The following is a 22,034-nucleotide window of genomic DNA, read 5'->3' on the forward strand; positions in this document are numbered from 1 at the left end:
CCGCGCGCGTTACGAGGCGCTGCTCACCTACAGCGGCTGCAACGAGACGAGCCGCGATTCCCGTCTGGTGGAGGGGAAGAGGAAGAGCGAGCCGTCGAACTTCTGGCAGGAAGTGCGCGATTCGATGAACGGCATCGTTTCAGCGGTGCGCGAACCGGAGAATCTGGCCGATTCGCCGATACCGTCCGACGGGCTTGGATGCGTCGACGGCGTCGATTCGGACGTCTCCCTGCATACGCTCGGCTGTGAATTGCCCGAAGGCTATTTCGTGGGCGAGCATGCCCGCGATTTCGAGGACGCCGTGGTCGGCGACGCATGGAACGCGCCGCTCGAACCGGTATCCGACGACCGCACCCTGCCATGGCCGTGCGGTCTGACGGCGGATGTCGCCGACGAATTGCGATCCGCCGCGGAACAGGTTCGCGAAGTTGAGCACGCCTCCGTAGAACCGTCCAAAACCGTCCAATCGCAATCGGGAAATTCCCTGCTGGACTGTGCCAAACGACTTGTCGCCGACGAAAACCTCATGCCGGAAATCGTGACGGCTGACGCCCGAGACGACGAAGCCGCTGCGCAGGATGTCTTCGACTTGGCCGTCCGTGCCAAAGGCGAGCGGATCCTCGCGGTAGGACGCCAGAACGTCACCTCACTGCAGGCGCGCGCCGGCACCATGAGCGAACGCGACGCGCGCGCATACTGGCGTGGCCTGGTGCGTCCGATCCCGCACGTCGCCTCTCCTGCGGCGCAACTCGGCACGCGATTCCACGCGTGGGCGGAACGCTTCATCATGGCCGACGTGGCGGCAGACGGCATCGAAGAGGGGACCGTGCGGTCGCGTGCGGACCTGATAGCCGCAATCGGCATGCCGCTGCCGATTCCGGACCAATCGCAAGGCCAATCGCAGGATAAGATGCGTGATCGGGACGACGCACGGCTCGCCGACTGGCAGCGCCGGCTCGTCGAATCGAAATGGGCGGAACGGCGGCCCGCGTGGGCGGAACGTCAGCTCGTCGTCAGCATGCCGGAACTCGGCACCATCGTCAACGGCAAACTCGACGCCGTGTTCTTCGGCGGTCTCGATAAAACCGATGCCACGAAACGTTACACCGTGGTCGATTGGAAGACCGGCGCGAAACCACGCAAGCCGGAGGACGTCAAGGAGAAGCTCGCGCAGCTCGATCTGTACCGGCTGCTGCTCGCCGCGATGGAACACGTGCCGTTGGACGCCATCGACGCGTGCCTCTACTACCTGAGCGAGCCGAATGAGGCCGACCGGCAGCTCGATGCCTCGGACAAGACACGGGACGAGATCATCGGCGAATTGCGCAATGGCATTCCGGAACAATCCGACGACGACTGACGACGGCGCTATCTGCACGTCCCGATAGTATCGGGGAAGCCTGTTCGAACCGGTTCTCACAACGTTCGCAGGCCGTACAACAGAATCCTTGCCGAGTAGAGCTACGGAATTCCGCATACACTTGCAACGATGCCGCCGCGCCGATATGCGCGGCAGGCTGGTCCCCGGGGAAAACGCGCCGCGGGCCGCGTTGCGGGAATGCCGCTACCCTCGCGCAGCACGTGTGGGCGGGCGCACGTGCCGGACGCAACACAATGAAGGAGCAAGTGCATCATGGCTGCGACCAGCGCAACCAATCACGCCGGCCATACCGCCGACATCACCCCGAACACCATCATCTACCGTCCCATCACATGGAAGGATGTGGACGCCGTGGTCGACCTGTTCGACCGTACCTGGCCCCAGGATGGGGCACTTGGAGGCACGAGGTTCTCGCTGCTGATATCCAAATACTTCGTGCTGCACTATCTGCAGCCAACCACGTTCGCCAACGCCGCATTCACGCAGGATGGCACGCTCGCCGGCGTCACCTTCATCCGCGTGGCAGGCGAACGCCCGCAGCTCGACGAAATCGACGTCGCCGACGAGATGGACGCCACCGAACGCCTGATCCGCACGAATTCCGAGGCGTCCAAGCGTCTCGACATGGTGAAGAACGCGTTCGCGCTGGAACTTGATCTTGAACGCGGAAGCAAGGCCAACGAGACCACGCTGGGCGAGCTGGAGCTGTTCGTCGTCAATCCGGACGTGCGCGGGCACGGCGTGGGCGGCGGCCTGTGGAAGCGCATGCAGCAATACCTGGCCGCATGGGACGTGGACGCGTTCTACCTGCATACCGATTCCGACTGCGACGTGAGCTTCTACGACCACAAAGGCCTGGAACGCATCGCGGAACGCCCGGCCGGCACGCCGATCGAGGACGGCAAGGAGCCGTTGTTCGACGACATGTTCATCTACCGGGGGCGGGTGGACGCCTGATGGCCGCCGATAACGGACCTTCCAACACAACGATTTCCGGCATGACGGGTTCCAGCGGCAAGAACGCGCCCTCCGGCAAACAGCGTTCGCCGTACGCGGTGCTGTTCTCCATCCCCGGAGCAAAGGCATTCTGCGCGTCTGGAGCATTGGCACGCCTGCCGATGTCGATGATGGGCCTGGGCATCATCCTCGCTCTGAACCACCTGTACGACAATTGGACGATCGCCGGCACCATGAGCGCCGCCTACGTGCTCGCCACCGCGGCCGTCACCCCGATGTACGCGCGACTGTTCGACCGTTTCGGCCAACGCAAGGTCGGCAAGGCCGTGCTCGCCGTGCAGATCGTCGCCATGCTCGGCTTCGCATTCGCCGCGCTGGTGCGCGTGCCCATCCCACTGCTGTTCCTGCTCGCCATCATCATGGGCCTGACCCAGTTCGCCTTCGGGGCGTTGGTGCGTACCCGCTGGGCGTATGTGCTCGACCGCACCGGTAACAACGACATGCTCGGCACCGCCTATGCGCTCGAATCCGCCATCGACGAGATCGTGTTCATCTTCGGGCCGATCCTCGCCGCGTTCCTCGCCGCATCCGTGCATCCCGTCTCGCAGCTGTTCGTACCGACGGCAGCCAGCGCCATCGGCGGCACGATCTTCTTCGCCCTGCGAGACACGCAACCACCCGTGGTTCGGGCCATCGAAGTTGACGCCGCCAGCGTCGAAGACAAGGACGTGCGCGCCGCCAACGTGCCGGGCCGCGCCGACGCGAATGCCACCAGACTGAGCCTCAAACAGCTGAAGGGGAGCGGCGAAACAGGCAAACGCAACGTGCTCACCTATACCGGCGTGATCCCGCTGCTGCTCGTCTTCATCGTCTTCAACATGAGCTTCACCGCGTTCGACACCTCCATGACCGCCGTGATGAAATCGCTGCACCTCGACTCCGTGCTCGGTGTGCAGCTCGCCATGCTGGCGGTCGGCTCATGCATCGGTGCGCTCGCATTCGGCTCACGCGAACTCAAAGGCTCGCGCTGGCTGCACATGGTGATGTTCCTATCCGCCATGACCATCGGATTCGTGGTCATCCACGCCTGCATGGGCAACCTGATCATCATGGGCCTGGTGGAGATCCTGACCGGTCTGACCATTTCGCCGGTGTTCGCCTCCGGCAATCTGGTGATGAAAGAGACGGTACCCGAGGAATCACTCACCGAAGGCCTGTCATGGGTGTCCACCGCCGGCACTGTGGGCTCGTCCTTCGGCTCCATGATCACCGGCATTGTGCTCGACCACGCCACACCGAGCGTCAGCCTCATGATGCCATGGATCTTCGTGCTGTGCTCGATTCCATTCGCATTGCTCGGCTGGGCGCTGGTGCGCCGCCGCGGCTAGACGATTCGCATGCCTTGCCTGGCCAGTCCGACTCGGCGGGCCGGCTTGGCGCAGTGCGTCGAAGCGTCTCTTTAGATTCATAGATGGAACACGTTATGACACGGGCGAACAGCCCGAAGCATTAAGGAGCTGCAATGATCAAGGTTTCCGTAGTCGGCGCCAAGGGCCGCATGGGCTCGCACGTGGTCGACGCCGTCAACGGCGCGTCCGACACCGAACTCGCCCTCGCACTCGACGCGGGTGACGACCTCACGCAAATCACCCCCGAAAACACCGACGTCGTCGTGGAATTCACTGTGCCGAGCGTATCGCTGGGCAACGTGCTCACCCTTGTCAAGCAGGGCGTCGATGTGGTGGTGGGCACCACCGGCTGGACCGATGAGAAGCTCGACCAGGTGCGTGCCGCGCTCGCCGAAGCCCCGCGTGAAGGTCAGAGCGTCTTCATCGCCCCGAATTTCGCCATCTCCGCGGTGCTCGCCGACCATTTCGCGAAGGTCGCGGCGCCGTATTTCGAATCCGCCGAAGTCATCGAACTGCACCACCCGACCAAGGTGGACGCTCCCTCCGGCACCGCCTTCCACACCGCGCAGGGCATCGCCGAAGCGCGCAAGGCCGCGGGGCTTGGTCCGGTTCCGGACGCCACCGAAACCGATGGCGGCTCGCGTGGACAGGTGGTGGACGGCATCCACGTGCACGCCGTGCGCCTGCGCGGACTCAACGCGCATGAGGAGGTGCTGTTCGGCAATTCCGGCGAGCAGCTGACCATCCGCGCCGACAGCTTCGACCGCATCTCCTTCATGCCGGGCGTGCTGCTGGCCGTGCGCAAGGTCTCTACCGGCTCCTATCCGGGGCTGACCGTCGGCCTCGACCACTTCCTCGACCTGTAAACCTTCGGTCGGGTTTCCGTTCGTCTCGTCGTCCGGTGCCATTTGGTTTCCTGTGTTGGCGCATCGGCAGGCGATGCGGATGGATGGCGTGACCGGACGATATGACCGGATGGTGTGGCCGGACGACGTGGCCGGACGATGCGGAATGTGTCACGATTCCGATTTTGCGGACTTTTTTGGAATCGTGACACATTTCATCTTGCATCATTGCCCCCTAACTGTATTTTTCCATGAAGAATTCCAGTTAGGGGGTATTTAATTGGAAAAGAATGTGTCACGATTCCGATTTTCGGCCCGAATTTCAAATCGTGACACATTCGGTGACGCGTCCGATGCGATTTGTGTCCTCTTATTCACCGTTTGCAGCGATATGTGTCTTGCTTGTCGGGTCATTTGACGAGGCGCGCGATTGCGGCTCCGACCTCAGCCAGCTTCTCGTCGGCGACTTTGCCGCCCTCCGCCGAGGCCTTGGCCACGCAATGATGCAGATGGTCGTCGAGCAGCAGTAGCGCCACGGATTTCAGCGCGCTGTCCGCGGCGGAGATTTGGGTCAGAATATCGATGCAGTATTCGCCGTTCTCCGTCATTTGCCGGATGCCTCGTATCTGGCCTTCGATGCGATTCAGGCGCGCGACGATCTTTCTTTGGTCGTCCGCGTATCCATGTTCTGTGGCGTTCATGCCGTTCTCCTCGCTGCGCTGAACATTTCGCTTTATGGACAAACATAGCCTACTTTCCTTGCCGATATACCCTAGTGGGGTATATTGTGGTGGTATTCGTTGAGGCCGGGAAACAATCATGGAATGTGGAGGCCGGTGGGACATGCCGATCGCAATCGTATTCGTCGTGGCGTTGTTGGTCACGGCGGGAGTGCTGTGGTTCTTCTTCGCGCCGCGCAAGGCGTATCGGGCGCAGGTGCGCGACGGTGTGCAGGAGGCCGTCGTCGAAGTGAAGGGTGGATACAGTCCGTCCGTCATCGAAGCGGAGGCCGGCATGCCGCTGCGGCTCGTGTTCGACCGCAAGGAGGACGGCGAATGCTCGTCGCATGTCGTATTCTCCGATTTCGGCACAGACCTCGCGCTTCCCGCCTTCCGCACGACCACGCTGACGCTGCACCCCGACAAGGCAGGCGATTACCCCTTCGCCTGCGGCATGAACATGCTGCACGGCACGTTGCGCATCCTGCCGGGTCGTCATGCCGGTGCTGGCGATGCCTCGACGTCCGATTCCGCCGATTCGGACGCAATCACGGCTGACGGGGGAGCCGTATCGTCCGATTCCTTGGAAACAGACAGCCGGGCTTCCCAGGAAAACGTTCAAATGTCCGATTCCGGGGAAACGGAAATTCGCTCCCTTGTCGCGCGTCTCGTTGTGGCCGCCATCTGCACGATTCCGGTATTCGGCTCCACCATGCTCATGCTGTATCCGATGCCGGCCTGGGTGCAATTCCTGCTGATGCTGCCGATCGTCGGCTATGCCGCGCTGCCGATTTTCCGCAGTGGCTTCGCGGCGATCATCCATCGCGCGCCGGAAATGAACGCGCTGGTCAGCTTGGGCGCGATCGCGGCATTCGCCTATTCCTGCGTGGTCGCCTTCGCTCCGCAGATTCTGCCCGTCAACGCGCGGGAACCGTATTTCGAGGCGGTCGGCGTGGTCATCACACTTATGCTCGTCGGCCAGCTGCTCGAAGCCCGCGCCCGCAAAGGCACCGGAGAGGCCATGCGCGCGCTGGCCGGACTCCGGCCGACCACAGCCCGCGTGGTGCGTGACGGCAAGGAAACCGACATCGCCATCGACGACGTGCGTGTCGGAGACGTCGTCGTCATTCGTCCCGGCGAGAAGCTGCCGGTCGACGGCATCGTTGTCTCCGGAAATTCCAACGTGGACGAATCGATGATCACGGGCGAATCCATGCCGGTCGCCAAAACCGTGGGCAGCGACGTCACCGGCGCCACCATCAACGGTGGCGGATCGCTGCGATACCGCGCCACGAAAGTCGGCAAGGACACGGTGCTGTCGCAGATCATCGGCATGGTCCGCGCTGCGCAAAGCTCCAAAGCCCCCGTGCAACGTCTTGCAGACCGGATTTCCGGCGTGTTCGTGCCAGTCGTCGTACTTGTGGCCGTCTGGTCGTGCGCCCTGTGGTACGCGTTCGGCCCCGAGCCTCGCATCACACACGCGCTGGTGGCCGCGGTATCGGTGCTGCTGATCGCCTGTCCGTGCGCGCTGGGTCTTGCCACCCCGCTATCGGTGATGGTCTCCACCGGCTGCGCCGCGCGGATGGGGGTGCTTGTCCGCTCGGCCGAAGCATTGGAGACATGCGGAAAGATCAATGCCGTGGTGCTCGACAAGACCGGCACGATCACCGCCGGAAAACCCACACTCACCGACGTGCTGCCGTTCGGCGCGTGGCGGCGCGCACAGGACGATTTGTTGACGATCGTAGCCGCCGCCGAACGCGATTCCGAACATCCGCTTGCCGCTGCGATCGTCGCCGCCGTCGACGAATCGTTCGCGGGAAACGCTGGAACCACGGGCATCGCCGAAACCGCCGATTTCCAAGCGATCGCCGGCCGCGGCATCACCGCGAACGTCGCTTTCCGCGGACTGCGGCATGCCGTCGCGGTCGGCAACACCGACCTGATCGACGACCTCGACATCGGCATGCCGTCCGTCACGTCCGACGATCCGGAAGCGGCGCATGACGCGGACCTCGACGCAATCATCGCCGACATGGACCGTCTGTCCTCCCAAGGCAAGACGCCGATGCTGGTGGCCATCGACGGCCACTTGGCCGGCATCGTGGCCGTGGCCGACGAGCCGAAAACCGATTCGCGCCAAGCCATCGAACTGCTCGAAAAGCGCGGCATCGCAGTCGTCATGCTCACCGGAGACAACGAAACCACCGCACGCGCCATCGCAAGCCGGGTCGGCATCGACGAAAACCGGGTGATCGCCGGCGTGAGGCCGGAACGCAAGGCGGACGAAATCGCAAAACTGCAATCGCGAGGATACACGGTGGCGATGGTCGGCGACGGCGTCAACGACGCGCCCGCGCTCGCCCGCGCCGATGTGGGATTCGCCATCGGCACCGGCACCGACGTGGCGGTCCAATCCGCCGACGTGACGCTGATGGGCGGCTCCCTTATGGGCCTCGTGCACGCACTCGACCTGGCGCATGCCACCATGCGCAACATCGCGCAGAATCTTGGTTTCGCGCTCGGCTACAACAGCATCGGCATCGCGGTCGCGGCCGGTATCCTGTACCCGTTCACCGGCATGTTGCTGAATCCTATGATCGCGGGCGCTGCGATGGCGTTCTCGTCACTGTGTGTGGTGACGAACGCGAGCCGGCTGCGGCTGTTCGATCCGGACGCCGCAGCCGCGAAGAGCAAGACGTATCGGGTCCGCAAACCGGATTCGAGCGATAATCGAACCAGCAAACAGAAAGGAACCATCATGGGACTGTTCAGCGACCACAAAGCCAAGAAGGAAGCCGGCTGCTGCGGCCACGGCGGATGCCATGGCGTGGAACATGACGGCATGTCCGCAGGCAAGGGCGATTCCGCGGCGAACGCCGTCAAGGATCCGGTCTGCGGTATGAGCGTCAATCCGGCCACCGCCGCGGCGACCCGCGAATACAACGGCGTCACCTACTATTTCTGCAACCCCGGTTGCGCCGACAAATTCGCCCAGAATCCGCAGGCCTACGTCGGCTGAGCCTTCGCCGCGCGTGGTCGGACGGTAGTCGGTATATTTCCGATTGACTGACTGGCCGCGCGCGTTTTCCGTATCTTCGTTTGTCCTTATCCACTATCCGCGGTCAATGAAGTATTTTCGCGGATGAATCTTCCCATGAGCTTTCTGATGCCCCTTCCATAATGTGGTTCTCTCATGCGCCATGGAGCCGAAAGCGTCCGCAGAGGGAAGTACCGTTAGCCGTATGACAAGCCCTAAGACTGACGGTACTATGCATCTTCTCGACCCCGCTCCGTTCGGACGTATCCTTCCGGCCATGGTCACTCCGATGAGGGCCGATGGCTCCGTTGATTTCGAAGCCGCGCAAAAACTGGCCAAGCAGCTTGTGGCCGATGGAGCCGACGGCCTCGTGGTCAACGGCACCACGGGCGAATCGCCGACCACCCATATGGAGGAGAAGGTCGAGCTGGTCCAGGCCGTCAAGGAGGTCGTGGACGTGCCCGTCATCTCCGGAGCGGGCTCCAACGACACCGCGCATACCGTGCGCATGGTGGAGCAGACCCAGGAGGCGGGCGCCGACGCGGTACTCGTGGTCGCGCCATATTATTCCCGCCCGTCGCAGGAAGGCGTGTTCCGTCATTACAAGGCGGTCAACGATTCCGCGGACAAGCCGATTATCGTTTACGATGTGCCGGGCCGCACTGGTCTGCACATCCAGTTGGAGACCTACTGCCGTCTGGCTGATCTTGATCACGTCAAGGCCGTCAAGGACGCCACCGGGGACATCGCCGGAGCGGTGCGCAAGCGTATGGAGACCGGTCTCACCTGGTATTCGGGCGATGACGGCCTGTTCCTGCCGTTCCTGTCCGTCGGCGCTGTCGGCATCATCTCCGTGATCGCGCACGCCGCAGCAGGCCCGATGCGCGATCTGGCGGCAGCGTTCGACCGCGGCGACATCCATGAGGCGCAGCGTATCGCCGTGCGTCTGGCTCCGCTCGTCGAAGCGATGAACGGCAACGGCTTCCAGGCCGTGATGGCCAAGGCCGCGCTCAAGGTGCGTGGCGTTCTCGATTCCACCGAAATGCGTCTGCCGAACGTCGGCCCGGGCGAGGCCGAGATCGCGCGCGCCGAGAACGGCATGCGCGCCGCGGGACTGCTGTGAATCACGAATAGGGGCAAGCACCACTGAAATTCCTCGTCTCCGCACAGGCGGAGGCAATTAGCAACAGAAATCCAACTAGGAAATGGCAACAGAAGAAACCAAAACCACAACAACACACAGGCGCGGCAGCAAGGCTGCCAAGCGCACCGAAACCGCAGCCAAGGCAACCAAGGCCGGAAAGGCTGCGAAGTCCGAGAAGACCGTCTCCAAGAAGACGAAGTCCTCCACACGCGGCCGCGGCAACGGCGGATTGCAGCGCAATGGCGGATCACGCGGTCGCGGCAACGGCTCGAACCGCCGTCCATCGCGTCCCGCGCCGCAGTCCACCGCGCCCCAGCAGGACGAGGTCCTCATCGCCCCGCCGAAGTACCGCAAGGGTTCCATGCGCATCGTGCCGCTGGGCGGCCTGGGCGAGATCGGCCGCAACATGAATGTGATCGAATACAACGGCCACATCCTGCTCATCGACTGCGGCGTGCTCTTCCCGGAAGAGGAGCAGCCGGGCGTGGATCTCATCCTGCCCGACTTCCATTACATCAAGGACCGTCTCGACAAGGTCGAGGCGCTCGTGCTCACCCACGGCCATGAGGATCATATCGGCGGTGTGCCGTACCTGCTCAAGCTCCGTCCGGACATCCCCCTGATCGGTTCCAAGCTCACCCTCGCCTTCGTCGAGGCCAAGTGCAAGGAACACCGCATCAACCCGACGCTCGTCGAGGTCAAGGGACGCGACAAGCTCAAGGTCGGACCGTTCAACCTGGAATTCGTGAACGTCACGCACTCCATTCCGGACGCTCTCGCCGTATACGTGCAGACCCCGGCCGGCTCGCTCATCGATACCGGCGACATCAAGCTCGACCAGCTGCCGCTCGACCACCGCATCACCGATCTGGTGGAATTCGGCAAGCTTGGCGAAAAGGGCGTGGACCTGCTGATGATGGACTCCACCAACGCCGAGGTTCCGGGCTTCGTCAAGCCGGAGACCTCCATCGGCCCGGCACTCGACCAGGCATTCGCACAGGCCACCCGCAAGATCATCGTGGCCAGCTTCTCCAGCCATGTGCACCGCGTGCAGCAGGTCGTGGACGCCGCTCACAAGTACGGCCGCAAGGTCGTGTTCGTCGGCCGTTCCATGGTCCGCAACATGTCCATCGCCGCCGATCTGGGCTATCTGCGCCTGCCGGAGGACACCGTCATCGACCTGAAGCAGGCCCACGACGTGCAGGACGACAAGCTCGTCTACATGTGCACCGGATCCCAGGGCGAGCCGATGGCCGCGCTCGGCCGCATCGCCGACGGCAACCACCGCGACATCACCATCAACGAGTTCGACACGGTCATCCTGGCCAGCTCGCTGATCCCGGGCAACGAGCATGGCGTCTACAAGGTCATCAACAAGCTCGTGCAGCTCGGCGCCCGCGTGGTCAACCGTGACAACGCCGCCGTGCACGTTTCCGGCCACTGCAACGAAGGCGAGCTGCTGTACATGTACAACATCGTCAAGCCGAAGTGCGCCATGCCTATCCACGGCGAGAACCGCCACCTGGTGGCCAACGGCATGATCGCCGTCAAAACCGGCGTCGATCCGCAGAACGTCGTTCTGGCAGAGGATGGCGATGTGGTCGATCTGTACCACGGACAGGCCGCGGTAGTCGGCTCCGTGCCGTGCGGCTACGTGTACGTCGATGGCGATTCCGTCGGCGAGCTGACCGACGAGGAGCTTGAGAAGCGCCGCATCCTCGGCACCGAGGGCTTCGTGTCCAGCTTCGTGGTCGTCGACACCGAGACCGCAGACGTCATCTCCGGACCGAAGATCTACCTCAACGCGGTCGCGGAGGACGAAAGCGAGTTCGACAAGGTCCGTCACCAGATCGTCGAGCAGCTGCAGGACGCGATGATGCAAGGCACCCACGACACCTACAAGCTGCAGCAGATCATGCGCCGCACGCTCGGCAGCTGGGTGGCGCGTCAACTGCACCGCAAGCCCATGATCGTCCCCGTCGTGGCCGACATCGCGCAGGACGTGGACGATGCGATGAACCTGAACGCATCGAAGTAACCTGTAAACCATACGCAAATCGGAAGGCGACGTGACCGGCACAATCGGTCGCGCCGCCTTCTGCTACCAGAAAAAAAGAAGGAGTGACATGCCAGGAGCAAACCTCACCCGTATCGAAGCCGAGGAACGTAAAAGCATCATCTCGGCGCCCATCCATTACACGGTCAAACTCGACCTGACCCGTGGAGCCAAGGACTTCGGCTCCGAAACCACCATCACCTTCGACGCGAAGCTGGGCAGCAGCAGCTTCCTCGACCTCATCGCCGACACCGTGAACGAAATCACCCTCAACGGCGAAACCCTTGACCCGGCACAGGCGTTCGCGGACAGCCGCATCGAACTGAAGAACCTCAAGGAACACAACGAGGTCACCGTCAAGGCGCTGTGCCAGTACTCCAACACCGGCGAAGGCCTGCATCGCAGCGTCGACCCGTCCGACGGCAACGTCTACCTGTACACCCAGTTCGAAGTGCCGGATGCTCGCCGCGTCTACGCCGTGTTCGACCAGCCTGATCTCAAGGCCGTGTTCGACTTCTCCGTGCTCGCGGCCAAGTCCTGGATCGTCACCTCCAACATGCCTACCGCATCCGTCACGGACACCGAAACCGTCACCGAGGAAGGCACGCTCGGCAGCCACGAGGCCGAAACCACCAAACTGTGGGTGTTCGAACCGACCCCGACCATGAGCTCCTACCTCACCGCCATCTGCGCCGGCCCGTACGCCGAATGGCACACCGAATACGCCAATGAGGACGGCCGTACCGTGCCGATGGCCATGTACTGCCGTCAGGCGCTCGCCAAGGCCTTCGAAAAGGACGTCGACTACCTGTTCGACATCACCAAGAAGGGCTTCGCCTTCTATGCCAAGACGTGGGGCGTGCCCTACCCGTACGCCAAGTACGACCAGATCTACGTGCCGGAATACAACGCCGGCGCCATGGAGAACATCGGCATGGTCACCATCCGCGACCAGTACGTGTTCGAATCCAAGGTCACCGACGCCTATGCGGAACGCCGCGTCGTCACCGTGCTGCACGAGCTCGCCCACATGTGGTTCGGCGACTACGTGACCATGAAGTGGTGGAACGACCTGTGGCTCAACGAATCCTTCGCCGAATTCACCTCCACCATGGCCACCGCCGAGGCGACCGAATGGAAGGACGCCTGGGCTACCTTCAGCTCCGGTGAGAAGAGCTGGGCGCTGCGCCAGGACCAGCTGAGCACCACCCACCCGATCGTCGCCCCAATCAACGACCTCAACGACACCTACGTCAACTTCGACGGCATCACCTACGCCAAGGGCGCCTCCGTGCTGAAGCAGCTTGTCTACTACGTCGGCCGCGACCGCTTCTTCAAGGGCATCAACAACTACCTCAACAAGCACGCCTACTCCAACGCCACCCTCGCCGACCTGCTCACCGAACTGGAACTCACCTCCGGCCGCGACCTCAAGGCCTGGAGCGCCCAATGGCTCGAACAGTCCGGCATCAACACCATCACCACGGAAGTGGAGACCAGCGAGGACGGCACCATCAAGCGTCTCACCCTCCGCCAGACCGCACCGGCCGAACATCCGGTCCTGCGCGCCCACCGCCTTGCCGTCGGCTTCTACAACGAGGACCCGGAAACCGGCAAGATCGTGCGCACCGATCAATTCGAACTGGATGTCGATGGCGAACTGACGATCGTTGACGAGGCCGCGGGCAAGACCCGTCCGTCGCTGATTCTCGTGAACGACGACGATTTGACCTATACGAAGCTTCGTTTCGACGACAAGAGCCTCGCCTTCGCCCTTGACAACCTGTACCGCTTCGACGACGCGCTCGCACGCTCCGTGATTTGGCTCGCCCTGTGGGACATGACCCGTGACGGCGAACTGCCGGCACGCCGGTTCATCGACACCTCGCTGGCCGCGCTCGCCACCGAACATGAATCCACCACTTTCCGTTACGCGTTGGCCCAGGTCAGCACCACCGCATGGCATTACACGGCACCGGCCGATCGCGCCGAGATCGTGAAGCATGTGGCCGCCGAACTGTTCAAGCTGGCCGGCGCGGCCAAGGCCGGCTCTGACGAGCAGTTCCAGCTCGTCACCGCCTATTTGGGTTACGGCGAGCCGGGCGACGAGGAGTTCGAGGCCAATGCGAAGGGCCTACTCGATGGCTCCGTGGCATTCGAAGGCCTTGACATCGACAACAACTTCCGTTGGACCATCATCAACGCGCTGAGCACCATCAACGCGATCGACCAGGCCGGAATCGACGCCGAACTGGCCAAGCGTGAAACCACCGAGAACCGTGAGTTCGCCTACGGTGCGCGCGCTGTGGCCGGCACCGCCGAAGCGAAGGAATGGGCGTGGAACGAGGCTCTGCACGATGACGATCTGACCAACATGCAGCTGGAAGCCGTGGCCCGTGGCTTCGCGGCCACGCCGCGTGCCGACCTGGCCGAACCGTATGCCGAGAAGTACTTCGAGGCGGCCGATTGGATCTGGGAGCATAAGACCTTCCACATGGCCGAGGCGCTGCTCGAGGGCCTGTATCCGAGCTATGCCGATCCGGCGAAGCTCGTCGAGCTCGGCGATGCCTGGCTCGCGTCCCATGAGGATGCCGACAACGCCCTGAAGCGTATCGTGCGCGGCAACGTCGAGTCGTCGCACCGCACGCTGAAGGTGCGCGACTTCAACGTCGCGCTCTGACGGTTCCATATCGTCATATCGTCGGAATCCGCCGTCGGCATCGCGCGTGAAGGCGCATACCACGGTTGTATGACCATGTGCCTGATCGTTGGCTTCGGCCAGCGGTCAGGCACATGTCATATCAGTTCCGTTCGAGGGAATGCATCCCCATGCTAATGCCGTGCGTATTGCCAGGCGAAATGTGAAGTATGTGCGATTGCGCCGTGGCCTGCCGTTTTCGGCGGCACAGGTGAGTACGATAGGTCACGGAAATATCGTTTGCAGATAGCGAGGGTTTGAGACTCATGCCACGTATGTTCGGAACCGACGGCGTTCGAGGATTGGCGAATAGGGATTTGACGGCACAGCTGGCGCTCGATTTGGGCGATGCCGCGGTGCGCGTGCTGGGTGATGACGAGAGAAGCGAATTCGAAAGCCGCCGTCGCGCCTTGGTCGGGCGTGACACGCGAGTTTCCGGCGATTTCCTTGCCTCCGCACTGGCCGCCGGCATGTCCGCGGGCGGCTTCGACGTGATCGACGCCGGCATCATCCCGACTCCTGGCGTCGCGTATCTGACGTCCGTGCTCAACGTCGAAATGGGCGCTGTGATCTCCGCATCCCATAATCCGATGCCCGACAACGGCATCAAGTTCTTCGCGCGTGGCGGCTTCAAGCTGCCCGATGCCAAGGAAGACGAGATCGAGGCGGTGCTCGGCCAGGATTGGGATCGTCCTACCGGTGCCGGTGTCGGCCGCGTCAGCCATGACACCGCCACCGCGACCAACCTGTACATCGACCACCTGGTCTCTGCCATCGCGCCGATCGGTCCGGACAAGTCCCAGCCGACCCCGCTGAAAGGTCTGAAGATTGTGGCCGACTGTGCGAACGGCGCCACCTCCGTGGTCGCGCCGGAAGCGCTGCGCCGTGCGGGCGCCGACGTCACCGTCATCAACGCGTCTCCGGACGGATACAACATCAACAAGAACGCCGGATCCACGCACCCCGAGCAGCTGCAGGCCATGGTCAAGGCCTCCGGCGCCGTCATGGGTGTGGCTTTCGATGGTGACGCCGACCGTTGCCTCGCCGTGGACGAGGACGGCAACATGGTCAACGGCGATCAGATCATGGGCATTCTGGCGCGCGCCAAGAAGAACGCGGGCAAGCTCAACCACGACACTCTCGTCGTGACGGTGATGAGCAATCTCGGCCTGAAGCTCGCGCTGCGTTCCATGGGCATCAAGACCGTGCAGACCAACGTGGGCGATCGTTACGTGCTTGAGGAGATGCTTCGTGGCGATTACTCGCTCGGCGGCGAACAGTCCGGTCACGTGATCAACCGCGAGTTCGCCACCACCGGTGACGGTACCCTGACCGCGCTGACTTTGTGCAACGAGGTCGTGAAGTCCGGCAAGAGCCTCAAGGAGCTCGCCGCCGACTTCCCGCAGCTGCCGCAGACGCTCATCAACGTTCCGAACGTGGACAAGATGGCCGCCAAGACCAACGCCAAGGTGCAGGCCGCCGTGGAGCGTGAGGAGAAGCTGCTGGGAGACACCGGCCGCGTGCTGCTGCGCCCGTCCGGCACCGAGCCGCTCGTCCGCGTCATGGCCGAAGCCGAAACCCAGCAGCAGGCCGACGAAGTGTGCGATCGACTCGCCAAGGTCGTCGCCGACGAACTCGCCCTGTGAGCGCCCTGTAACCCCCTGACCGTTCCGTAATCCCCATAAAGGAGACCTTCCATATGTTCGGACGTAATTCGAAGGTGGATCTCGAGCTCAATCGCGAGGTCGAGAAACTCATCAAAATCGGCGGCAAGGAGAAGATCCTGCCGATCGTGCAGGCGGGTGAGCCGGTGCTGCGGCAGCAGACCGTCGCCTATGACGGCCAGCTGAGCCGCAAGACGCTTGACAAGCTCATCGATGTCATGCGCGTCACCATGCTGGATGCACCGGGCGTGGGCCTTGCCGCCACCCAGATCGGTCTCGGTCTGGCGCTGGCCGTCGTGGAGGACCATGTGCGTGACGATGATGAAGGCGATCCGCGCGAGGCCGCGGAATTCCCCTTCCATGTCATCATCAACCCAAGCTATGAGCCGATTGGCACCGAAACCCGAAGCTTCTACGAAGGATGCCTGAGCTTCGACGGTTACCAGGCCGTACGCAAACGTTGGCTCGATATCACCGCCCGCTGGCAAGATGAGGACGGCAATCGGCATGAGGAGCATCTGCACGGATGGCCGGCACGCATCTTCCAGCATGAGACCGACCATTTAAGCGGCGAGCTGTATATCGACCAAGCCGAAATCCGAAGCCTGACCACCAATGAGAATCTCGAGGATTTCTGGTGCGATGATCCGGTGCCGACCGAAGCCGCAGCGGAGCTCGGCTTCGAACTGTGACCGCATGGCCGTGACCGCATAGACGGCCGCGGCAGACACGACGAAAACAGGGAAACGTAAGGGGTGCCTCTCAAGCGATGAACTTGAGAGACGCCCCTTACGTTTGACGCGCATGCTATTCGGAATTCATATTCCGGCGTTCATGCGAGACCCGTCAGCATTCCGGATTCACCAGCATGTCGTGCGCGTCGGCTTCCCGTTCGGCATCCGAACGCAGATCCCAGCCCGGCTTGCGCGATGCATACAACACCAGCGGCGGCACGCCGAGCACAATCACGACAACGGCTACCAGAATCGCATACGAGATGCTGTTCAAGCCGGTGAAGCCGGCCGGGCGTACGAAGGTCAGGACGAACGCGGCTGCGGAAGCGACGAAGCCGACGCCCGCGACCAGCCGGATCGCTGGAACCCGATACGTGCGCCGAACCTCGGAATGCGTTCTGCGCAGCCGGATCGCCGCGGCGAACATCAGCATGTACATCACCAGATACAACGCGGTCGCCATATCCACCAGCGTCGCGAATGCGGTGTTGCCATTAGGAATCAACACGAACAGCAACGCCAGAACGGTCACGATGATGCCCTGTGGAATCAGAATGCCCTCCTGCACGCCATGGGCGTTGCGCTTCTGCAGCGCGGGCGGCATAAGACCGGTCCGCGCGGCCGACAAAAGACCGCGGGAAGGCCCTGCGATCCACGCCACCACGGAGGAGAACGCGCCCAACGCGATGAGCAGCGAGATCACCGGCGTGCCCCAGCTCATGCCGAAGTGGTCGAAGAACTCTTTGAACGCCAGATTGATGCCGTCGATGAGCCCCAGCTCACGATGCGGCACGGCGAAGGCGATGGCCAGAGTCGGCAGCACGAGCACCAGCAGGATCAGTGCGGTGGCCAACGCGATGGCGCGCGGGAACTGGCTCCCCGGATGCTCCATGTCGTTGGCATGCACGGCGTTGACCTCCATGCCCGCATAGGCGAGCACATTGGAGACGATCAGCACGATCGACGCGATGCCCGTCCACGGTGGCAGCAACGCGGACGCATGCAGGGAGGTGTGCATCGGTTCGCCGATAGCCAGCCAGACCGCTCCGAAGATGATGAGCAGCAGCGCCGGGAACAGCGTTCCGATAAGCCCCGAAACCGAACCGACCTTGGCGAACAGATTGCCTCCCCGCAGCGCCACCAGCGTGCTCGCCCAATACAGCACGATGATCACCGCGGCGACGTACACGCCGTTATTGCCCAAGCCGCCCATGCCGAACACGTACGACAGGCTGACGGCGATGAAGGCGATCTGAATCGGATACCACACCACGTTCTGGATCCACTGCAGCCAGATGGCAAGGAATCCGATTCGATTGCCGAAGGCCTCACGCACCCATACGTACACGCCGCCCTTCCAGCCGGTGGCCAGTTCGGCGGCGACCAAGGCGGTCGGCACCAGAAAGACCACCGCGGGAATGAGATACAGCAGAATCGATGCGAGACCGTAATCGGCCATGGCCGGCAGCGAACGCAACGAGGCCACCGCCACCACGGTCAGCATGGCCAGCTGGCCGACCGACATCACGACCTTGCCGGTTTTGCTTGCGGAATTCGCGATCGTGCCGCCCGCGTCATTCACCCCGGCATGCGCAGGTATGTCCGTAATATTGGGATTTCCGGCATCGGCAGATCTGCCGGCGGACGCGATGGGGGATGGGCTGTTCGCCGTTCCGACCGGTGCCGTCCGGGCTCTCGCCCCGAAGCGAGCGGACCCTGGATGTGCAGCTGCGCTTGCGTTGTGTGCCACCACGGCAAGCGGCTTTTTCATATGAACTGTCATTGCAGCCAGCTTTCGTGAACATAATCGTTGTGGGAATGATCATGGTTTTCTTCAATTCCCCGAACTCAAGGGACGTCAGTGATGGAATCCGGACACGTGCGCCTCGCTCGGCATCGGCGAACGAAGTCCGTCCAGATATTTCACGCATGCCTTCAGATCCCCGATGAACGCCTCGGCCATGTCGTGGCTGAAGCCGTTGCGCACCACGATGCGCTGCACGGTCACCTGCGTCAGATCCACCGGCATCGGATAGGCCGGCACCAGCCAGCCCTTCATACGCAGCCGGTCCTGCAGATCGTACAGGTTCCATTTGCGATCCGTCCTGTCCTTGAGCATCCATGCGAACACCGGAATGTCGGAACCATCGTTCCACAGCGTGAAATCGTCCATCTTCGCTATCTCGCCCGACAGGTACTTCGCCACATCGTGCGAGGTCTGCTGCACCCTTCGATACCCTTCGAATCCCAAACGCAGGAACATGTAGTACTGCAGCAGCACCTGCGCTCCTGGACGGGAGAAGTTCAATGCGAACGTGGGCATTTCGCCGCCGAGATAACTCACCTTGAAGATCAGGCTTTCCGGCAGGTCGGCGGTCTCACGCCACACGATCCAGCCCAAGCCGGGGTAGACCAGGCCGTATTTGTGGCCGGAGGTGCTGATGGAATAGACGCGCTTGACACGGAAATCCCAAGCGAGGTCAGGCTGGATGAACGGCGCGATCATGGCTCCCGAAGCGCCGTCCACATGGATGCGCACGTCGAGTCCGGTGCGTTCCTCGATGCGGTCCAGCGCTTCGCTGATCTGCTCGACGGGCTCGTACATACCCGTGTAGGTCACTCCCATGATGGCCACCACGCCAATGGTGTTCTCATCGACGTACTTGTCGAGATCATACCCGTCGAGCACCTTGTGGTCTTCGGAGATCGGCACGTAGCGCGGCTCCACATCGAAATAATTGCAGAATTTCTCCCAGCAGACCTGCACGGCACTGCTCATCACCAGATTGGGCTTGTCGGTGGGCAGACCGACCTTCTCACGAGCCTCCTTCCAACGGCGCTTGAGCGCCAGTCCGCCCAGCATGCACGCTTCGGACGAGCCGATGGTGGAGGTGCCGATGGTGTTCATCGGGTCGGGCGCGTGCCACAGGTCGGCAAGCATGTGCCAGCAACGCGATTCCACTTCGGCGGTTTTCGGATACTCATCCTTGTCGATCATGTTCTTGTCGGCCGCCTCCATATACAGACGATTCGCATGGTCGTCCATCCACGTGCCGACGAACGTGGCGAGGTTGAGCCGCGCGTTGCCGTCCAGCATGGCTTCGTCATGCACTACCTGATAGGCGGTTTCCGGCAGGGAGCCTTCCCTCGGCATGGTGAATTTCGGGAACGCCTTGGCCTCCTTTGGCCGTGCGAACAGCGGATTGATCTCCACATTGTCCGGGAGACGTCCGCCTTCCTTGACTCCGTTGTCCTTGGTTCCGCATGATTCATGAGATTCGCCCGGTTCACACGTTGCCGGCATGGTCGTGCCTCCATTGGCGTTCGTTCCATGGCAGCATCCGCATTCCCCTGCGATGATGTCGCCGGTGGAGTGCTTTTGGTCGGAATGTGTCACTGACATTGCAGCTTCCTTTCATTGATTTGGAACGTTTTGTCGCGTTCCGTGATTCAAAATGGAAGTCGAGTCTGGGCTTTTGCTGGAAAATCGTCACATTTGCGCTATATGGTGATTCGCATGCCGACAGCGGTTCATGGATATATCCGCGCGCGGTTTCGTAGGGAGCGTCTTCACTCGTGCCCATGCACCCACGTTCGCGCAGGGAGGAAGCCTACGCCGGACCATCGCATGTTTGCGCACGCTGATGGTGGGTATCGGCTACGATGGGCAGATATGAGCGAATCGACGACGAATTCTTCCTGGCTTGACGATGCGAAACAGGACATCGGACAATGGTCGGCATCGATGCCGAACAATGCCGACAATCAGCCGATCGATTGGCGGTGGGTGTCGTCACTCGACCTGCGCGACGGCATCGGCGTCGCCGCACGGCAGCATATCGACCTGCTGGACGTGCTGCGTTCCGCAGCATCACCGCGACTGCCAGCCCGACAATTGCATGATCTGCTTAAGGACGATCTTGCCATTCGCGACCGGCTCGAACCAATCATCGCACAATGCAACAGCACGTTCATGATGGATTTCGACCGGCTCATCGCCTCTTATCGGCTTCCGCGCGCGCTCGCCTACGCGAATCGGCGGCTGTGTGACGAAATCGCGGTATTGCGCCGCATCGGCGTGGAGATGGGTTTGTGGACGGTCGCCGAGGAACGACGTGAGCGCGTGACGGTGCCGGTGCTTCAACCCGGTTCGGTTTCCGGGGAGATTTCGCTGGATGACATCCAGGACCGGACCGCCGACATCGTCAACGGACGTGCCGCCCGACGCGCCGCGGAGCGGAAGCAGAAGCGTGCCAGCGATTACGCCATGTCGCGTGCGAATCTGAGCGGTGTCACCAGCCCGGGCGACTCCACATTGTTCGATCAAGGTTCGGATTCCGCCGGTGCGTACGGAGATGCGTCTCGGGCCGGTGAATCGGCGCAGAGCCGTCGTTTGGCCGAGTACCGCAAGTCCGATTGGCGTGACGCGTACCTGCCTGGCCGCGATGTGGACAACGTCATGGGCGTCGACATCGAGACCACCGGCACGGATCCGGCCCGTGTGTACATCATCGACGTCGGTTTCGAATACATGAACATGATTTCCCCGCGTCCGGCTGACGCGCCCGTCGGATACCGATACGAGCAGAGTTACTACGAGGCGGGCGACGCGTATGGGCAGTCGCGTCTGTCGTTCGGCGTCCCAGCGGAGAATGCGACGCTCGGCAATCCGCTGATCCGTGACCTGACAGGCATCGACGTGACTCAGCGCGCATCCGGTTTCCGCCTGTTCGACGAGTGGCCGGAGGCGCAGATCGGTTTGCTGCAGCGATTGGAGCAGCAGCCATATGTGGCGCACAACGCCCGATTCGAGCATGGGTTCTTCATGCTGAATGTGGCCGGATATGCGGAAAGCTACCGTTCGGGCAATATCACGATCATCGATACGTTGCCGATGAGCCGTCGTTGGGATGAGGGTTCGGTTCCCGATGATGAGCATCCGTACGGCGTCAATACGTTGGACGCGTACGCCAAGCGACAGGGCGCGCTCGACCCGGCCAAGTCGGAACGTCACCTTGGTTTGGAGGACACGCACATTATGTTGGTCGCCATGAAACATCATCTGGGTGCGCTGCGCGCCGAAGGACGTGGACCATGGGGAGCGGGAGGCAAGTCCGGAGTCGGCGGAAAGCGCTGCGGTCGCCGCTGGTAGACGTTGGGAAGGTATTTTCTTCCTGATTTGTCAAATTTCGACACGCCGACAGAGCTCAATATTTCCAATGGTTTACGAGGGATTTACAAAGCATCGATTTGCGTGGATCGCCCTGGTGCTGTAAGTTTATCTCTTGCTGCCGCTCAGCGAGTGGCCCGGACGCTTCCGGGTCGTGAGGTGGGTGAGTGGTGGTGGTTTGAGAACTCAAGAGCGTATTTGTACTACTTCTTTATAG

The 22,034-nt window shown here is 62.2% G+C and carries 15 protein-coding genes; 12 read left to right on the plus strand and 3 right to left on the minus strand.

Translation table 11 applies throughout. The annotated features are described in order from the left end of the window. From ACR0P8_RS05435 to dapB, 4 genes are all read left to right on the plus strand, one after another. Nucleotides 1–1,360, plus strand: a 1,360-nt coding sequence (locus tag ACR0P8_RS05435) for a PD-(D/E)XK nuclease family protein (RefSeq protein ID WP_432624154.1), incomplete at its 5' end; no start/stop codon positions are given. 273 nt (nt 1,361–1,633) lie between these two features. Then, nucleotides 1,634–2,338, plus strand: a complete 705-nt coding sequence (locus tag ACR0P8_RS05440) for a GNAT family N-acetyltransferase (protein WP_432624155.1) — start codon at nt 1,634–1,636, stop codon at nt 2,336–2,338. A 41-nt stretch (nt 2,339–2,379) separates the two neighbouring features. After that, nucleotides 2,380–3,726 carry an MFS transporter gene (locus ACR0P8_RS05445; protein ID WP_432624167.1) on the plus strand — a complete coding sequence of 449 codons (1,347 nt, stop codon included), beginning with the start codon at nt 2,380–2,382 and terminating at the stop codon, nt 3,724–3,726. Between the two features lie 134 nt (nt 3,727–3,860). Next, nucleotides 3,861–4,613, plus strand: a complete 753-nt coding sequence (gene dapB / locus ACR0P8_RS05450) for a 4-hydroxy-tetrahydrodipicolinate reductase (protein WP_432624156.1) — start codon at nt 3,861–3,863, stop codon at nt 4,611–4,613. A gap of 389 nt (nt 4,614–5,002) precedes the next feature. Here the strand turns inward: dapB and ACR0P8_RS05455 are convergent, their stop codons facing one another. After that, nucleotides 5,003–5,293 (minus strand): metal-sensitive transcriptional regulator, encoded by a 291-nt coding sequence (locus ACR0P8_RS05455; RefSeq protein WP_432624157.1) that lies wholly within the window; start codon nt 5,291–5,293, stop codon nt 5,003–5,005. Between the two features lie 142 nt (nt 5,294–5,435). On the opposite strand from ACR0P8_RS05455, the gene ACR0P8_RS05460 reads away from it, so the two are divergent. The 6 genes from ACR0P8_RS05460 to ACR0P8_RS05485 all read left to right on the plus strand — a co-directional run bounded on the left by ACR0P8_RS05460 (nt 5,436) and on the right by ACR0P8_RS05485 (nt 16,605). Next, nucleotides 5,436–8,333 carry a heavy metal translocating P-type ATPase gene (locus ACR0P8_RS05460; protein WP_432624158.1) on the plus strand — a complete coding sequence of 966 codons (2,898 nt, stop codon included), beginning with the start codon at nt 5,436–5,438 and terminating at the stop codon, nt 8,331–8,333. A gap of 250 nt (nt 8,334–8,583) precedes the next feature. Further along, complete coding sequence (gene dapA, locus ACR0P8_RS05465; RefSeq protein WP_432624168.1) at nt 8,584–9,474, plus strand: 4-hydroxy-tetrahydrodipicolinate synthase; 891 nt, start codon at nt 8,584–8,586, stop codon at nt 9,472–9,474. An 82-nt stretch (nt 9,475–9,556) separates the two neighbouring features. Continuing rightward, a complete protein-coding gene (locus ACR0P8_RS05470) occupies nt 9,557–11,533 on the plus strand; it encodes a ribonuclease J (RefSeq protein ID WP_432624159.1) in 1,977 nt (658 codons plus the stop codon). Between the two features lie 88 nt (nt 11,534–11,621). Next, on the plus strand, nt 11,622–14,231 hold the full coding sequence (pepN, locus tag ACR0P8_RS05475; RefSeq protein ID WP_432624160.1) for an aminopeptidase N: 2,610 nt from the start codon (nt 11,622–11,624) through the stop codon (nt 14,229–14,231). 284 nt (nt 14,232–14,515) lie between these two features. Then, nucleotides 14,516–15,895, plus strand: a complete 1,380-nt coding sequence (gene glmM, locus ACR0P8_RS05480; RefSeq protein WP_432624161.1) for a phosphoglucosamine mutase — start codon at nt 14,516–14,518, stop codon at nt 15,893–15,895. A 53-nt stretch (nt 15,896–15,948) separates the two neighbouring features. Continuing rightward, nucleotides 15,949–16,605, plus strand: coding sequence for a peptide deformylase (locus ACR0P8_RS05485; RefSeq protein WP_432624162.1), 657 nt, complete (start codon nt 15,949–15,951; stop codon nt 16,603–16,605). A gap of 154 nt (nt 16,606–16,759) precedes the next feature. On the opposite strand, the gene ACR0P8_RS05490 is transcribed toward ACR0P8_RS05485, so the two are convergent. Both ACR0P8_RS05490 and ACR0P8_RS05495 read right to left on the minus strand, forming a co-directional pair. Further along, nucleotides 16,760–18,229, minus strand: coding sequence for an APC family permease (locus tag ACR0P8_RS05490; RefSeq protein ID WP_432624163.1), 1,470 nt, complete (start codon nt 18,227–18,229; stop codon nt 16,760–16,762). 276 nt (nt 18,230–18,505) lie between these two features. Next, nucleotides 18,506–20,050, minus strand: coding sequence for a glutamate decarboxylase (locus ACR0P8_RS05495; protein WP_432624164.1), 1,545 nt, complete (start codon nt 20,048–20,050; stop codon nt 18,506–18,508). 270 nt (nt 20,051–20,320) lie between these two features. Here ACR0P8_RS05495 and ACR0P8_RS05500 point away from each other — a divergent pair, with 270 nt between their 5' ends. Both ACR0P8_RS05500 and ACR0P8_RS05505 read left to right on the plus strand, forming a co-directional pair. Beyond that, nucleotides 20,321–21,799, plus strand: coding sequence for a DNA polymerase III subunit epsilon (locus tag ACR0P8_RS05500; protein ID WP_432624165.1), 1,479 nt, complete (start codon nt 20,321–20,323; stop codon nt 21,797–21,799). A 27-nt stretch (nt 21,800–21,826) separates the two neighbouring features. Next, the coding region (locus tag ACR0P8_RS05505; RefSeq protein WP_432624166.1) for a hypothetical protein at nt 21,827–22,034 on the plus strand (208 nt) is incomplete at its 3' end.

Source organism: Bifidobacterium sp. (assembly GCF_050874245.1).
Lineage (GTDB): Bacteria > Actinomycetota > Actinomycetes > Actinomycetales > Bifidobacteriaceae > Bifidobacterium.

Coding starts and splice junctions, on each gene's coding strand:
- ACR0P8_RS05440 (WP_432624155.1), top strand. CDS start 1,634: ATGGCTGCGACCAGCGCAACCAATCACGCCGGCCATACCGCCGACATC.
- ACR0P8_RS05445 (WP_432624167.1), top strand. CDS start 2,380: ATGACGGGTTCCAGCGGCAAGAACGCGCCCTCCGGCAAACAGCGTTCG.
- dapA (WP_432624168.1), top strand. CDS start 8,584: ATGCATCTTCTCGACCCCGCTCCGTTCGGACGTATCCTTCCGGCCATG.
- dapB (WP_432624156.1), top strand. CDS start 3,861: ATGATCAAGGTTTCCGTAGTCGGCGCCAAGGGCCGCATGGGCTCGCAC.
- ACR0P8_RS05495 (WP_432624164.1), bottom strand. CDS start 20,050: ATGTCAGTGACACATTCCGACCAAAAGCACTCCACCGGCGACATCATC.
- pepN (WP_432624160.1), top strand. CDS start 11,622: ATGCCAGGAGCAAACCTCACCCGTATCGAAGCCGAGGAACGTAAAAGC.
- ACR0P8_RS05455 (WP_432624157.1), bottom strand. CDS start 5,293: ATGAACGCCACAGAACATGGATACGCGGACGACCAAAGAAAGATCGTC.
- ACR0P8_RS05460 (WP_432624158.1), top strand. CDS start 5,436: ATGCCGATCGCAATCGTATTCGTCGTGGCGTTGTTGGTCACGGCGGGA.
- ACR0P8_RS05500 (WP_432624165.1), top strand. CDS start 20,321: ATGAGCGAATCGACGACGAATTCTTCCTGGCTTGACGATGCGAAACAG.
- glmM (WP_432624161.1), top strand. CDS start 14,516: ATGCCACGTATGTTCGGAACCGACGGCGTTCGAGGATTGGCGAATAGG.
- ACR0P8_RS05485 (WP_432624162.1), top strand. CDS start 15,949: ATGTTCGGACGTAATTCGAAGGTGGATCTCGAGCTCAATCGCGAGGTC.
- ACR0P8_RS05470 (WP_432624159.1), top strand. CDS start 9,557: ATGGCAACAGAAGAAACCAAAACCACAACAACACACAGGCGCGGCAGC.